This window comes from Pseudomonas sp. GM50 (assembly GCF_000282375.1).
GTDB lineage: Bacteria > Pseudomonadota > Gammaproteobacteria > Pseudomonadales > Pseudomonadaceae > Aquipseudomonas.
In genome coordinates, this window is the sequence record NZ_AKJK01000104.1 from 76,351 (window position 1) to 90,503 (window position 14,153).

A 14,153-nucleotide genomic window follows, 5' to 3' on the forward strand; every position below is an offset into this window, starting at 1 on the left:
CTGCCGGTGCTGGCCGGCTGGATTAGGTCGTTCTCTGACAGTTATGGCCGCGACGTGTGCTGGTCATATCGGATGCAAATGACTGCTCAAGTCGAATGCAGATTCATACATCCCGGGTGCTCCTATCTCCCTTAGAGTGTCGGTGTCCCGATTCAACAAATGAGACCAGATACGAGTCTTCAGCCAATCCGTCCAGAAACGAAAAAGGGGACTCTACGTTTCTAACGTAGCGTCCCCTATAAACACTTCATAGTGATGCTGTGTCGCGCCTGAAATTTGGCAAACGCGGCACATTTTCAGATTACGCTTGAAATTCCTTAATCATGTTTCGTGCGATGACGACCTGTTGAATTTGGGTAGTACCCTCATAGATCCGGAACAAGCGAACATCTCGGTAGAATCGCTCAATCGAGTACTCGCTGACGTAGCCCGCTCCTCCATGGATTTGTACGCAACGATCAGCGACGCGGCCACACATTTCCGTAGCGAACATCTTTGAGCACGACGCTTCTGTACTGACGTTTTGACCCTCATCGCGTCTACGGGCTGCATCCAGAACCATGCATCGGGCCGCATAGATTTCAGCTTTGCTGTCCGCGAGCATCGCCTGGATCAATTGGAATTCAGCAATCGGCTTGCCAAACTGCTTACGTTCGGTGGCGTAGCGCAATGTGTCATTAAGCATGCGATCAGCTGCACCTACACTCAACGCTGCAATGTGGAGGCGCCCCTTGTCTAGAACCTTCATAGCCGTCTTGAAGCCTACACCTTCTACCCCACCGATCAGCTGAGTAGCGGGTACCCGCACGTTGTCAAAAATTACGTCGCAGGTATGAGCCCCCTTTTGCCCCATCTTGTGATCGGGTTTCCCGAGCGTCAAACCAGGAGTACCACGCTCAACTACGAATGCACTGATTCCGCCCGCACCTTTGATCTCTGGGTTGGTGCGAGCCATGACGGTGAAAATGCCAGCTTCGGGAGCGTTGGTAATGAAGCGCTTGGTACCGTTCAGGATATAGCTGTCACCATCACGAACGGCTGTGGTCTTCAGGGACGCCGCATCAGATCCAGCATCCGGCTCGGTCAGGCAGAAGGAGCTGAGCAGTTCACCGCTGGCCAGCTTGGGCAAGAAATGTGCTTTTTGCTCAGCGGTGCCATCAATGAGGATACCGATGGAGCCGATACCATTATTGGTACCGATGTAGGAGCGAAATGCAGGTGACGTGCGGCCAAGCTCGAAGGCGATATTGACCTCCTCCTCCATGGTAACGCCGAGACCACCGTATTCCTCAGGGATGGTTAAACCAAACAGCCCCATATCTCTCATTTGCTGGACGATGTCTTCTGGAATGGCATCTGTTTCCGCCACCTCGTTTTCACGGGGGATCAACTCCTGATCGACAAACTGGCGGATCGAGTCCAACAAAAGGGTGAGCGTTTCTGGGTCGCGGATCATATGCACTCCTCATTGCCCAATTCGGGCTGACCAGGCGCACTGCCGCGACACGCATCACTACGGAGCGGCGGCGCCGATATTGTTAACCATGTTGATCAGGCGAGGCCCGATATCATCCTCAAGCTTTTCTCGAGACAGCTGGAAGCTAGGCCCGCCGCAGTTGAATGCCAGCAATCCGAACTGCGGATGCACTAAAGGCACAGCGACTGAGTTAACGTCTCGATGCCACTCGCCAATGGACAAGCAATACCCGTAGTCGGCGTAATCTCTGAAGGCTCGCTCCAATCCCTTACGCAAACTTGCCCAATTCTCCCCCTCCCGCTGGCGGATGTGATCAAGCAAAAACTCCCTTTCATTTTCGGGCATCGCGGCTAAGCAAGCTCGTCCAACGGAGCTCTGTGCCAACGGCAGATAGCTACCAATCTGGCGACGCATCGTCATGTTTCCTTGCCCCTGAACAACGTCCAGGTAAACCATCTGCAGCCTGTCTCTCGCGGCCATAGCCACTGCGGCTTTGGCGTGGTTGGCCAACTGCTCCATCAAAGGGTGTGCAGCTGCCCGAATCGATAAATTTGAGAGCAAGCCGTACCCAAAACCCAGTACACCCACGTCCAACTGATACTTTCCTGAATGCACCTCGCGTCTGAGGTAGCCCAGGCGCATCAATGTATTGGTCAAGCGCGTGACCGTTGGTTTAGGCAAACCTGTCTTTTTAGCCAGCTCCTGGTTGCCCAGTACATTTTCCTTCGGTGTGAAGCACCGTAGTAACTCCAGGCCCCGTGCCAAGGCAGTTACAAACTGCCCCCCGCCCTCCTCCTCCGTTCCAGAAAAACCAGGAGCGAGACCACCCTTCTCCAAAATGTCCAAATCACTTTGGTGGACATCAATTCCGCCTTCATCACCTTCCGTCACCTTGGGGTGCATGTTAGGTTTCCTTTTTTGAAAAAATCAAGAAAATAAAATCGTATTTCGCCTGACGAAACTATATCAGATTGCATCGCCAAATAACAACGCTCACGAAAAACCGCATAAAACCCTTGTATTTGCTGGTCTAAGTCTCGTCTTAAAAAATGACTGTTTACACGAGCCACACGGCAGCTCTATGATTTTAACAAATTACGAAATCATATTTCGCCTGACGAAATTGATTAACAGGAGGTCGCATGACTACCCACGCCACCGATGAAGTCCACGTTCAAATTCTGGACAACGGCGTCGCGACAGTGCGGATCAGCCGCCCAGACGCACGAAATGCTCTGAACACATCTGTACGGCAGTTGCTTGCGCAGCACTTCCGAGCACTTGCGGAAGACTCCCGGGTGCGTGCGATCGTTCTCACCGGGGGGGAGCAATGCTTTGTTGCCGGGGCAGACATTCGAGAGTTTGCACAAGCGCGCCCCATCGAGATGTACTTGCGGCACACCGAGTTGCTCTGGGGTGCCATCACCTGTTGTCCCAAGCCAATCATCGCAGCCGTTAACGGGTTTGCCTTAGGCGGCGGATGCGAGCTCGCAATGCATTGCGATCTGATTATTGCCGGCGAATCCGCGCGATTCGGTCAGCCAGAGGTCAAGTTGGGCCTCATGCCTGGAGCAGGCGGTACGCAACGCCTAATCAGAGCGGTGGGCAAATTCCAAGCAATGCGTATCGCATTGACGGGTTGCTTGGTCACGGCACCGGAAGCCCTGAAAATCGGCTTAGTCAGCGAGGTCGTCAGTGACGACCAGACGCTTCTTCGTGCCCATGAAATTGCTGCAGAAATTGCTTCTCTCCCTCCCCTCGCTGTCGCGCAAATCAAAGAAGTAATTCTCGCTGGCGCAGATCTTCCACTCGAAGCTGCGCTCGTGATTGAACGTAAGGCCTTTCAGCTTTTGTTCGACTCACAAGATCAGAAGGAAGGCGCAGCGGCCTTCCTTGAAAAACGCGCAGCATCATTTAAAGGGGAGTAAAAGTGATGACTCATGGTATTGAGAGGATAGGTATTGTCGGTGCAGGCGTCATGGGCGCAGGCATAGCCCAAATAGCGATCCAGGCCGGTATTGAGGTGCACCTGTTCGATGCTCGCGAAGGTGCAGCGGAAGCGGCTAAAAATGGCTTGGCACACACCCTAAGAACGCTTTCTGAAAAAGGTAAGATTTCAGAGCTCGACGTACGCGTAGCTCTTGATCACCTCCACATTGCAGACTCCCTGAATGCTCTACACCGCAGTGATTTGATTGTAGAGGCGATTATCGAGCGCCTGGACGCCAAACAGGCGTTGCTCTCGGAGCTCGAGGGAGTGGTCAGCGAAAGTTGCATTCTGGCTACCAACACCTCTTCGTTGTCTGTCACCAGCATCGCCCGTGGACTCAAGCATCCAGAGCGCGTCGCCGGCTTTCATTTCTTCAACCCAGTGCCTTTGATGAAGGTAGTGGAAGTGATCGATGGGCTAGCCACCGATCCAAACACTGGTGATCGACTGCAGTCACTCGCCGCTCACATGGGGCATCTGGGCATTCGTGCAAAGGACACCCCTGGCTTCATCATCAACCATGCAGGCCGCGCCTACAGTACCGAGGCGCTGCAGATGATGAAGGAAGAGATAGCTAAGCCGGAAGATATCGACCGAATTCTCCGTGAGGGAATGGGCTTCAGAATGGGCCCAATGGAATTGTTCGACCTGACCGCGCTGGACGTTTCACATCCGGTTATCGAATCGATCTATAACCAGTTTTATCAAGACCCCCGCTATCGCCCTTCGCATCTGACCCGTCAGATGCTGGAAGCCGGCTTCGTAGGACGCAAGGTAGGGCGTGGATTTTATACGTACCAGGCTGGCAAGAGGGTTAATCCGCCCGAAGCCCAACCAGTTCCATCTGCAACATCGATTCCATCGGTATGGGTAGGCGCAGAGAATGAAGTCGATCGAGTGGAGCTCACTCGTCTGCTGGTAAAGCTGGGGGCTCACGTAGAGCAAACACCGTCACCATCCCCAGAAGCACTATGCCTACTTGCCCCATACGGCCTCGATGCTACCGCTGCATCCATTCAGTTCAACACCAATCCCGCTCGGACAGTTTGCATCGACTTGCTCATAGATCCTCAACGCCATCGCTGCCTTATCCAGACACCCGCGACATCGAAGGAGATACGCGAGGCAGCTCATGCTCTGCTAGCCAGCGACGGAACGGGCGTCACGCTGATCAATGACAGCGTCGGATTCGTCGCTCAGCGCGTAATGGCCCTAGTGGTAAACGTCGCCAGCGATATTGTTCAGCAACGAATCTCATCGGCTGATGATCTCGATGAGGGTGTTCGTCGGGGCCTGGGCTATCCGCAAGGCCCTCTTGTCTGGGGAGATGCACTGGGGCCTAAGCGCATCCTCACGATACTCGAACGCATCACCCAACTCACAGGAGACCCACGGTACCGCCCGAGCGCTTGGTTGCGTCGCCGTGCTGATCTCGGCCTTTCCCTTCGACATACCGAACCTGCTTCGGTGTGATGTTCTTAACCATAAATCCAGGTTGGAAATGACCCATGCTTAACGCGTATTTGTATGGCGGCGTCCGCACTCCTTTCGGCCGACACGGCGGTTCGCTGGCTAAAGTTCGTCCCGACGATTTGGCCGCCCACGTTATTCGTGAATTGCTGAATCGACTCGATGTACCTGGTGATGCTATCGAGGATGTGATCCTAGGCAACACCAACCAAGCCGGCGAGGACAGCCGAAATATCGCGCGGCACTCAGCGCTACTGGCTGGTTTGCCTGTCACCGTTCCCGGCCAAACTGTAAATCGTCTCTGTGCCAGCGGGTTGGCGGCAGTTATTGATGCTGCTCGTGCGGTGAGCTGCGACGAGGGTGATCTGATTATCGCGGGTGGCGTGGAGAGCATGTCACGAGCCCCGTTCGTAATGGCGAAGGCAGAGGCCGCATACAGCCGTGACTTCTCAGTGTTTGACAGCACTATCGGAGCACGCTTCCCCAATCCAAAAATTGTTGAGGCCTTTGGCAACGATACGATGCCGCAGACCGGCGACAACGTCGCTGCTGACTATGGAATTACTCGGGAGGACGCCGACAGTTTTGCTGCCGCATCTCAAGCGCGGTATGAAGCAGCTCGCCTGGCTGGCTTCTTTGATGATGAGATTGTGCCCGTGTCGGTGCCCACTGGCCGCAAGACTCCTCCTCAAATCGTTGACCGCGACGAGCATCCCCGTCCGAGCTCCGACCTAGCCGCGTTGACCAAACTCAATCCGCTTTCTCCAAATGGAGTGGTGACTGCCGGTAATGCGTCTGGAGTAAATGATGGTGCAGTTGCGCTGCTGATCGGCTCGGCCGAAGCCGGACAACGCCACGGACTAAAACCCATCGCTCGCCTCCTTTCTGCGGCCGCGGTTGGTGTCGCTCCACGCATCATGGGTGTAGGGCCCGTTGAAGCGATCAAGAAAGCAGTACAACGCGCCGGCCTTACCTTGGACGAAATGGACATCATCGAGATCAATGAGGCGTTCGCCTCTCAAGTCTTGGGCTGCCTGAAGGGACTGGACGTTGCCTTTGACGATCCACGTGTAAACCCTAACGGAGGTGCGATCGCAGTCGGCCATCCACTGGGTGCCTCGGGTGCTCGATTGACACTCACTGTAGCTAGAGAGCTGCAGCGCTCCAAAAAACGCTACGCAGTTATTAGCCTTTGCATTGGTGTTGGCCAAGGCTTGGCGTTGGTTATTGAGTGTCTGTAATTAAAGCTGGAGGGTTCACGAAATGGGTGCATTGAAAGGTTACCGTGTACTTGATCTGAGTCGCGTACTGGCTGGCCCTTGGTGCGGGCAGATACTTGCAGACCTTGGCGCAGAGGTCATCAAAATCGAGCGTCCAAGTGTGGGAGATGATACCCGCGCTTGGGGGCCTCCATTTATGAAGAAAGAGGACGGATCAGACAGTTCGGAAGCTTCGTATTATCAATCAACGAACCGCAACAAGCTGTCCGTGGCGGTCAACATCGCGACTGAAGAAGGCCAGGAAATTGTTCGTGCCCTGGCGACGGAATGCGATGTGCTCATCGAAAACTACAAGGCAGGCTCCCTGGAAAAATACGGCCTGGACTACAAGAGTCTTTCGGAAATCAATCCGCAGCTCGTGTATTGCTCTATCACGGGCTTCGGCCACACAGGCCCCCGCGCCGAGGAGCCAGGTTATGACTTCATCATCCAAGGTATGGGCGGGCTGATGAGTATCACCGGCGAGAAGGACGGAGTTCCTGGCGCAGGCCCTCAAAAGGTTGGTGTCGCCGTCGCCGATGTCATGACTGGGCTCTATTCAACAATTGCGATCCAGGCGGCGCTGATATCTCGTCAAAGCACTGGCCGCGGCCAGCATTGCGACATGGCGCTCCTGGACGTTCAGGTGGCTGCATTGGGGAACCAGAGCCAAAACTACCTAAGCACCTCTGAGTCGCCGGGCCGCCAGGGCAATGCTCATGTGAACATCGTGCCGTATCAGGTATTCACCGCCAACGACATGGACTTCATCATTGCCTGCGGCAACGACTCTCAGTTTGTCGCACTCTGCAATGCCATCGGCAAACCTGAGTTACCCAGCGACCCCAAGTTCACCAAGAATGCTGACCGTGTACGCAACAGAGAAGCGATCGTCCAAATCTTGGCAAATCACTTTCTCACAGACACAGCCGACAACTGGGTTTCACGTATTCACGCCGTGAAGGTGCCTGTTGGAGTCATCAACGATATCGGCCGGGCTCTTAACGAACCACAAGTGCTGGCTCGTAACATGCTGATCAACTTGCCACACAAGCAGAACCCAGGATTCCAGATGGTAGGAAGCCCTATCAAACTTTCTCACACCCCCGTACAGCACCTTAGCCCAGCTCCGCGTCTCGGTGAGCATACCAACAGGGTGCTTAAAGCTGCGCTGGGAATGAATGAAGCGCGCCTGGCCGAGCTGACCGCTCAGGGTGTGATTGAACAATTTGTTGATGGTTAATCAAGAGCGCTGGGATGGTGAACCCAGCCAACAGGGAAACTCTATGAAGACTCTAGTTTGCGTAAAGCGCGTGGTCGATTACAACGTCAAGGTTCGCGTCAAAGCGGACAGCTCCGGCGTCGATCTCGCCAACGTCAAGATGTCCATGAACCCCTTCTGCGAAATCGCCGTGGAAGAAGCCGTACGCCTGAAGGAAAACGGCGTTGCCACTGAAATCGTCGTCGTCACCATCGGCCCGAGCACTGCCCAGGAACAACTGCGCACTGCCCTGGCACTGGGCGCCGACCGCGCCATCCTCGTCGAGTCCGCCGAAGACCTGACTTCCCTGGCCGTAGCCAAGCTGCTCAAAGCAGTTGTCGACAAGGAGCAACCTCATCTGGTGATTCTTGGCAAACAAGCCATCGACAGCGACAACAACCAGACCGGCCAGATGCTCGCTGCCTTGAGCGGTTATGCTCAGGGCACCTTCGCCTCCAAGGTTGAAGTGGTTGGCGACAAGGTTAATGTCACCCGCGAAATCGACGGCGGTCTGCAGACCGTCTCGTTGAACCTACCAGCCATCGTCACCACCGACCTGCGTTTGAACGAGCCGCGCTACGCGTCCCTGCCAAACATCATGAAAGCCAAGAAGAAGCCTCTCGAAGTGCTGACTCCGGACGCTTTGGGCGTTTCCACCGCCTCCACCAACACAACCTTGAAAGTCGAAGCACCTGCTGCACGCAGCGCGGGTATCAAGGTCAAGTCGGTGGCTGAACTGGTCGAGAAACTGAAAAACGAAGCGAAGGTGCTTTGAGTTAAGGAGCCTTAAATGACTATCTTGGTTATAGCGGAACACGACAACAAAGTGCTGGCCCCGGCCACGCTGAACACCGTTGCTGCCGCCGCCAAAATCGGTGGCGACATCCACGTTCTGGTTGCAGGTCAGGGCGCTGGCGCCGTGGCTGAAGCCGCTGCGAAAGTCGCTGGCGTGGCTAAAGTGCTGGTGGCTGATAACGCCGCCTACGCTCACCAGTTGCCGGAAAACGTTGCTCCTCTGGTTGCAGAGCTGGGCAAGGGCTACAGCCACATCCTGGCTGCCGCCACTTCCAACGGCAAAAACATCCTGCCGCGCGTTGCCGCGGCACTGGACGTTGACCAGATCTCCGAGATCATCTCGGTAGAAAGCGCTGACACCTTCAAGCGTCCGATATACGCCGGTAACGTCATCGCTACCGTTCAGTCGAACGGTGCAGTCAAAGTGATCACCGTGCGTGCCACCGGTTTCGACCCGGTTGCAGCTGAAGGTGGTTCGGCTGCCGTTGAAGCCGTTGGTGCTGCTCACGACGCTAGTATCTCCAGCTTCGTTGGCGAAGAACTGGCCAAATCCGATCGTCCGGAACTGACCGCTGCCAAGATCGTCGTTTCCGGTGGCCGCGGCATGCAGAACGGCGACAACTTCAAACACCTGTACGCCCTGGCCGACAAGCTGGGCGCTGCCGTAGGCGCTGCCGTAGGCGCTTCCCGCGCCGCGGTCGACGCAGGTTTCGTACCGAACGACATGCAGGTCGGTCAGACCGGCAAGATCGTTGCTCCACAGCTGTACATCGCCGTTGGTATCTCCGGTGCGATCCAGCACCTGGCCGGCATGAAAGACTCCAAAGTGATCGTGGCGATCAACAAGGACGAAGAAGCGCCGATCTTCCAGGTGGCCGATTACGGCTTAGTCGCCGATTTATTTGACGCAGTGCCAGAGTTAAGTGTCGCGCTTTGAATTTACACTCAGTACGCCCGAAAAACGCGACAAGCTTCTAGTGCCAAAAGCCATATGTAACGGGGTTATACACATCAGCCAACAACCCTAGAACAATCAAGCAGGTGGTTCAATGCACAAACATCAATCACCTGCAAACCTTGACAAAAAACCAGCCGCCAACCGCCTTACACTTTAAAGATAGAGCTTGAACCGACGCATACAGCTTAATTTAAGGCACCAAAACTAAAATCAAGCGAACCTCATGCAAAATAAAAAATAGCAACTCACCACCTAACACAACCAGCAAGAACACTCTATTTTGATCATGTAAAATTCTTTACGCCATCGCCCCCTTAGCCAAGCCACACTGAGCGGCATATTTCTCTATGAACTTTACTAACGAAGAACAAGCCAACATAAAACTGAACGCATTGAAAACAGCTGCAGCCGACCTTTTTTCGTCTATTGGCTATCACGCAGTAAGCTTGAGAGACCTTGCAAAAAAGATAAAACTTAGCCCAGGCGCAATCTACAACTATATAGACAGCAAACAAGAACTGCTATTCACACTTACGGAAGAAAGCCTTGAGCAAAGGATCCATTTAATAAAAAAAGAGATTTCCTGCTCAATGCAAAACGGGTCATCACTGCTGGACGCAGTTACCCAAGGTTTTATCATCCACTCCTCGAATGGCAAGCTCGGCATCGCGCTAGCCATTCGGGAATCATCAAACTTAAACAAGTCGCAAAGAACCGAAATCCAAAGACTCCTAGACATACAAAATAGCATTATCGTAAAAAGCCTGACAAGCGAGTTCGACATTAAATACTTAGCTGCCCCCCTCTTAAATGATATAGCAAGCACTTTAACGGAGCTGCTGGATGGGTATTTTTTTGCAGCCAAACTAAATCTTAATAAGAACCCTACGTTTCTCCTTGCAACGACCCGAGCAAGCGCAGCATCGCTACTGACTCCCTTCTTGAATCCAGAAGAGCTCGCATGCCCAGACGCCTGCCACAAAGCGTCAATGTAAAAGGACAACAGTAGTCCAGAAAGGCAAACTACCGATTTGCGTCAAGTTATACCCTAAATAAATAGGCTTTCTTGAGCCTTCAGCCATCCACTCTGAATCCGTAGAGTGACATCAGCTATAGGTGTCTCGCCATGTGAAGGCTTCATCCCTAGGCTCTCTGGGATTTGTGGCTACAAGCGCCACCACTTCATGCCAAACCAAGCCCGTAGTCATTGAGTCGATCGGCAATGCCTCGTTGAGCCTCGCCTACCACTGTCAGTGCCCATTCTTCAGCGTAGCGAGCATCGCCTTGGCCGCCTGTGAGTGAACTGTTCGGGTTGGATGCCATTCATCCCAGTAGTAATGGGCATCCGGGTTTTCGCACACGGGTTTAACATCCGGATAAGTGACCTGACACGGCGCATCCAAATCCCTCACCCCAACAGCATCCGCGCCCGCGCGCAGCTTGTTGCTGAACGCCAAGTGATCAAAGTAACTGATAGTGACCTGGTGTGATTTAGCCAGGCCTGCCAACACGACAGGCAGTTGCTTCTCGAGTACCTGCTGGAACTCAGTAGCATTCTTGACTTGATTGCCCTGCACCACAGCGGGTACGTGGCTAAGATCTGTCGTCCCCACAACCATCAGGTGCTTAGCACCCGCAGCGATCAACGTTTCCGTTGCCCTTTGGATGTTTTTCACGCTGGAGTGCCCAAGCACGACAACCGACTCAGGGTGAGAGAAATCAGCCCATTCGAAAAAGTCGTTTGCCGATATGAAGATAAAATAGAGCGCATTCGGATCGGCTTTATGGTTAGTCGAGGCTTTAAGGTGATCTGCGATCTGACCAAGCGCACCCGTATCGCGAGACGGTTCCATCCAGGCGTAATAATTGCCATTACCACTCTTGGCGCCGCCAATGGCGTAATCCGTCAACGGCACCTTCATAGCCCGGGCTAATTCCTCAACGGCTGTCGGGCCATTACTCCAGCGCCCCTTCCAATACAACGAACCAGGCAGCTGCTGTGCATCCTTGACCTTCTTTGTCGCTAGCTCACCAGTGAACACTTCCCCTGCCCCATTATCTGAGTAGCTGTCTCCAAAGGCGTAGAGATGGTCGAAGGCTGGGGAAGCAAAGGCTGTTGAAATCGAGAGTGTAAGTAGAGCAGTCATACAGGCGCGACGGATCATAGAGGTTCTCCTTGGTCATCCTGAAGACTAAAGGCCTCAGCTCATTGGACGAGCGACAAATGCGACTCATGGTTACCCTGGCGCGCAAAGTCAGTTTCGTTTGCGACAGCGCATTTGAATTTGCTTCCAAAAGACAAACTGCCTCGCCCATCTGCCTGTAACGCAAGCACGAGTGCCCATCCGCGACGACAGATTCCTTCTATAACTCAGCATGAATATTCAATACCTAGGCTCAGGCGCATCCGATGATCAAACCTCAAAACAAGAACAAAAATACGAGGAGATAGGCGATGAATCACTCAGACATCCGTAACCTAGTGGTTTCAGATAGCCCGACGGCAGCGCTGTTCCAGCCCGGACGCATCGGCAACATGCAATTGCGCAATCGCTTCGTGCAGGCACCGATTTTCACCCAGTTCGCTAGTACCTTTGGCGAGGTTGATGACAAGCTCATCGAATACCATCGAGCACGTGCTCGTGGCGGGGTCGGCCTCATCATTACCGAAAACACCTCCATCGATTGGGAGGTGGGGCGCACGGTCGGGCACCCGATTCGGATTGACCACGACAGGTTCATTGGCGGCTTGAGCAACCTGGTCGATGCCGTCCACGGCGAGGGCGCGAAGATTGCCGTGCAGCTGCACCATACCGGCCGCCAGAATTCTCAAGGCAATACTGAACGCAACGAACCTCCCCTCGCCCCGACAGCGGGAATCACGAGCGCCTTCGGTACTCCGCCACGGGCGATTGAGGAGCACGAAATCCCCGGGCTGATCGACAAGTACGTCCAGGGAGCCCGGCGTGCTGTCGCCGCCGGCTTTGATGCAATCGAACTGCACGGCGCACACGGCTACCTGCTTGGCCAATTTCTCTCACCGTACACAAACAAGCGCACCGACCGTTGGGGTGGGTCGCTGGAGAACCGGGCCCGTTTCGCGCTTGAGGTGGTGCGAGGTATACGCGAGCAAGTCGGTAGCGAGTTCCCACTGATGTACCGCCTCAGTGTTACTGAGCCTTACGAGGGAGGTCTTTCGTTGGAGGATGGCCTGGCCTTTTGCGAGATGCTTGAGCCTTACGTCGATGCGCTGGATGTGAGTGCAGGGAACTATGACACGGCCATGGTTTTGCTGCCCATGGTCGCACCCGGGTCGTTGGTAAATTACGCCAAAGCCGTCAAATCGCGTGTTTCGATCCCGGTCATAGGCGTAGGCCGCCTTACCTGGCTCTTCGACGAAATGGCGCAAGCTGTATCCAATGGTGAGCTCGATTTTGTGGCCTTGGGACGAGCCGGGCTTGCCGACCCCGACACTGTTGCGAAAACCCGTCGCGGAGCACCGCAGAGCGTCCGCCGCTGTCTCGCAGTCAACGAGTGCATCTCGCGCTGGATGTTCAACGGCAAGGGCACTCAGTGCGTGATAAATCCTGCCCTTGGTCAAGAACGCCGTGCGGAGCAAGCTCGCCGCGCCGCGTCCAAGAAGCATCGTGTCCTGGTGGTCGGTGGCGGGCCTTCTGGATGTGAAGCCGCGATTCTGGCCGCGGAACGAGGACACAGTGTGCTATTGATCGAGCGTCACGACCGCATCGGCGGCCAACTCCATGCTTGGGCAGCCGCGAGCCCTCTTCGTATGGAGGTCAATAACATGATCCGCTTCTATGAGAGTGAACTTGAGCGTGTTGGAGTCTCAATTCAGCTTAATACCGATGCAGATGATGTAGACCTGTCCCCTTGGGACACCGTTCTACTCGCCACCGGCACTGTGGCGCCGGAACAAGACCAAGATGTTGTCGACATGCTAGCTAACGGACAGCTGCCCGTGGCGGACGAGGTCACCGTCTTTGGTGAAACTGAGACCGCAATGTTCGCTGCTCTTTGGCTTGCCGAGCATGGGAAGAAAGTCAGCCTCGTCTCTCCGGCCGAGGAAGTAGGTATCGACACGAATGATATGCAGCGCGGACATCTGACGGGACTGCTCAAGGAGCAAGGCGTGTCGGTGAGAACATCAGGCGCCCCACCCGCTGATGGAACCGTCGTGATGGCTACGGCGCGTGTAGCTTCAACTGCCAAAGCTGAGCTTTTCGATGACAATCGAGTCCAAAGCATTGGCACAAGAGCCCGTGGTGGGCGGATGTATGAAGCTACTCAATCCGGTTTCTGGGCCGCATCCAAGATTGGAGAAGTGCTATGAATGTCCGCGCGATCGAGCACGTTGGAATCACCGTTCCAGACATGGAAGAAGCTACCCGTTTTTTCGTCGATGCCTTCGGTGCTGAGAAGCTCTATGACATGCTGGATGAGCCCCTAGGTGGCCCTGAGGTCGAAGCGGGCCTTGGCGTTCCACCTGGCGCTTTGATTACCGTGATCCGTATGCTTCGTCTCGGCAACGGCCCCAACCTAGAGCTTTTCTCTTATTCTGGTGTACAGCAGGCGCAGCCCGTAGTCCCTAGCGACTTCGGTATCCAGCATATCTGCATCTACGTTGACGACATCGACGTCGCAGCCAGTCGCCTGGAGAAAGCTGGTGGCATTCTGCTTAGCCGACCAGGTGTCCTGCCGGGTGGTGATGCCGGAAGCGGGAACAGGTATGTGTACACCCGGACGCCTTGGGGGAGCACTATTGAACTTGTGACTTACCCTTCGGCACAAGCCTACGAGCGCCATACTCACTTACGCCGCTGGCGCCCTCTTCCGACAGGGCCTAATGACTACGAAAACCAGGCTGAATAAGGGCACAAGCATTCGTAGAGCGGCTTGTCAGCCGAACGGTAGGAACACCTCCG

12 protein-coding genes are annotated in these 14,153 nt (G+C 54.6%); 9 read left to right on the plus strand and 3 right to left on the minus strand.

Going from position 1 to position 14,153, the window contains the following annotated elements; genetic code table 11:
* Positions 1-301 precede the first annotated feature (301 nt).
* Positions 302-1,456, minus strand: coding sequence for an acyl-CoA dehydrogenase family protein (locus PMI30_RS05325; protein ID WP_008013405.1), 1,155 nt, complete (start codon positions 1,454-1,456; stop codon positions 302-304).
* A 57-nt stretch (positions 1,457-1,513) separates the two neighbouring features.
* Entirely contained in the window at positions 1,514-2,380 is an 867-nt protein-coding gene (locus PMI30_RS05320; RefSeq protein ID WP_008013407.1) for an IclR family transcriptional regulator, read from the minus strand.
* Between the two features lie 239 nt (positions 2,381-2,619).
* On the opposite strand from PMI30_RS05320, the gene PMI30_RS05315 reads away from it, so the two are divergent.
* The 7 genes from PMI30_RS05315 to PMI30_RS05285 all read left to right on the plus strand — a co-directional run bounded on the left by PMI30_RS05315 (position 2,620) and on the right by PMI30_RS05285 (position 10,205).
* Entirely contained in the window at positions 2,620-3,405 is a 786-nt protein-coding gene (locus PMI30_RS05315) for an enoyl-CoA hydratase (protein WP_008013409.1), read from the plus strand.
* Between the two features lie 5 nt (positions 3,406-3,410).
* Positions 3,411-4,940 carry a 3-hydroxyacyl-CoA dehydrogenase gene (locus PMI30_RS05310; RefSeq protein WP_008013411.1) on the plus strand — a complete coding sequence of 510 codons (1,530 nt, stop codon included), beginning with the start codon at positions 3,411-3,413 and terminating at the stop codon, positions 4,938-4,940.
* A 35-nt stretch (positions 4,941-4,975) separates the two neighbouring features.
* Positions 4,976-6,178, plus strand: a complete 1,203-nt coding sequence (locus PMI30_RS05305; RefSeq protein ID WP_008013413.1) for a 3-oxoadipyl-CoA thiolase — start codon at positions 4,976-4,978, stop codon at positions 6,176-6,178.
* A 22-nt stretch (positions 6,179-6,200) separates the two neighbouring features.
* The gene (locus PMI30_RS05300) at positions 6,201-7,439 is read left to right on the plus strand and encodes a CaiB/BaiF CoA transferase family protein (RefSeq protein WP_008013414.1); all 1,239 of its coding nucleotides are present in this window, start codon (positions 6,201-6,203) and stop codon (positions 7,437-7,439) included.
* Between the two features lie 43 nt (positions 7,440-7,482).
* Positions 7,483-8,232: an electron transfer flavoprotein subunit beta/FixA family protein gene (locus tag PMI30_RS05295; protein ID WP_008013416.1), complete on the plus strand. Its 750-nt coding sequence runs from the start codon at positions 7,483-7,485 to the stop codon at positions 8,230-8,232.
* Positions 8,233-8,247: 15 nt separating this feature from the next.
* Entirely contained in the window at positions 8,248-9,189 is a 942-nt protein-coding gene (locus tag PMI30_RS05290; RefSeq protein WP_008013419.1) for an electron transfer flavoprotein subunit alpha/FixB family protein, read from the plus strand.
* Positions 9,190-9,557: 368 nt separating this feature from the next.
* The gene (locus PMI30_RS05285) at positions 9,558-10,205 is read left to right on the plus strand and encodes a TetR/AcrR family transcriptional regulator (RefSeq protein WP_008013420.1); all 648 of its coding nucleotides are present in this window, start codon (positions 9,558-9,560) and stop codon (positions 10,203-10,205) included.
* A 255-nt stretch (positions 10,206-10,460) separates the two neighbouring features.
* Here PMI30_RS05285 and PMI30_RS05280 read toward each other — a convergent pair whose 3' ends face one another.
* Positions 10,461-11,375, minus strand: coding sequence for an SGNH/GDSL hydrolase family protein (locus PMI30_RS05280; protein WP_008013422.1), 915 nt, complete (start codon positions 11,373-11,375; stop codon positions 10,461-10,463).
* Between the two features lie 290 nt (positions 11,376-11,665).
* On the opposite strand from PMI30_RS05280, the gene PMI30_RS05275 reads away from it, so the two are divergent.
* Positions 11,666-13,561, plus strand: coding sequence for an FAD-dependent oxidoreductase (locus tag PMI30_RS05275; protein ID WP_008013424.1), 1,896 nt, complete (start codon positions 11,666-11,668; stop codon positions 13,559-13,561).
* Positions 13,558-14,100 carry a VOC family protein gene (locus tag PMI30_RS05270; protein ID WP_008013426.1) on the plus strand — a complete coding sequence of 181 codons (543 nt, stop codon included), beginning with the start codon at positions 13,558-13,560 and terminating at the stop codon, positions 14,098-14,100. The genes PMI30_RS05275 and PMI30_RS05270 overlap by 4 nt, the downstream gene beginning before the upstream one ends.
* Positions 14,101-14,153 lie beyond the last annotated feature (53 nt).

Bases quoted from the DNA above. Each gene is read 5' to 3' on its own strand.
- PMI30_RS05270 (WP_008013426.1), top strand. From the start codon at position 13,558: ATGAATGTCCGCGCGATCGAGCACGTTGGAATCACCGTTCCAGACATG.
- PMI30_RS05305 (WP_008013413.1), top strand. From the start codon at position 4,976: ATGCTTAACGCGTATTTGTATGGCGGCGTCCGCACTCCTTTCGGCCGA.
- PMI30_RS05295 (WP_008013416.1), top strand. From the start codon at position 7,483: ATGAAGACTCTAGTTTGCGTAAAGCGCGTGGTCGATTACAACGTCAAG.
- PMI30_RS05285 (WP_008013420.1), top strand. From the start codon at position 9,558: ATGAACTTTACTAACGAAGAACAAGCCAACATAAAACTGAACGCATTG.
- PMI30_RS05300 (WP_008013414.1), top strand. From the start codon at position 6,201: ATGGGTGCATTGAAAGGTTACCGTGTACTTGATCTGAGTCGCGTACTG.
- PMI30_RS05320 (WP_008013407.1), bottom strand. From the start codon at position 2,380: ATGCACCCCAAGGTGACGGAAGGTGATGAAGGCGGAATTGATGTCCAC.
- PMI30_RS05315 (WP_008013409.1), top strand. From the start codon at position 2,620: ATGACTACCCACGCCACCGATGAAGTCCACGTTCAAATTCTGGACAAC.
- PMI30_RS05275 (WP_008013424.1), top strand. From the start codon at position 11,666: ATGAATCACTCAGACATCCGTAACCTAGTGGTTTCAGATAGCCCGACG.
- PMI30_RS05280 (WP_008013422.1), bottom strand. From the start codon at position 11,375: ATGATCCGTCGCGCCTGTATGACTGCTCTACTTACACTCTCGATTTCA.
- PMI30_RS05290 (WP_008013419.1), top strand. From the start codon at position 8,248: ATGACTATCTTGGTTATAGCGGAACACGACAACAAAGTGCTGGCCCCG.
- PMI30_RS05325 (WP_008013405.1), bottom strand. From the start codon at position 1,456: ATGATCCGCGACCCAGAAACGCTCACCCTTTTGTTGGACTCGATCCGC.
- PMI30_RS05310 (WP_008013411.1), top strand. From the start codon at position 3,411: ATGACTCATGGTATTGAGAGGATAGGTATTGTCGGTGCAGGCGTCATG.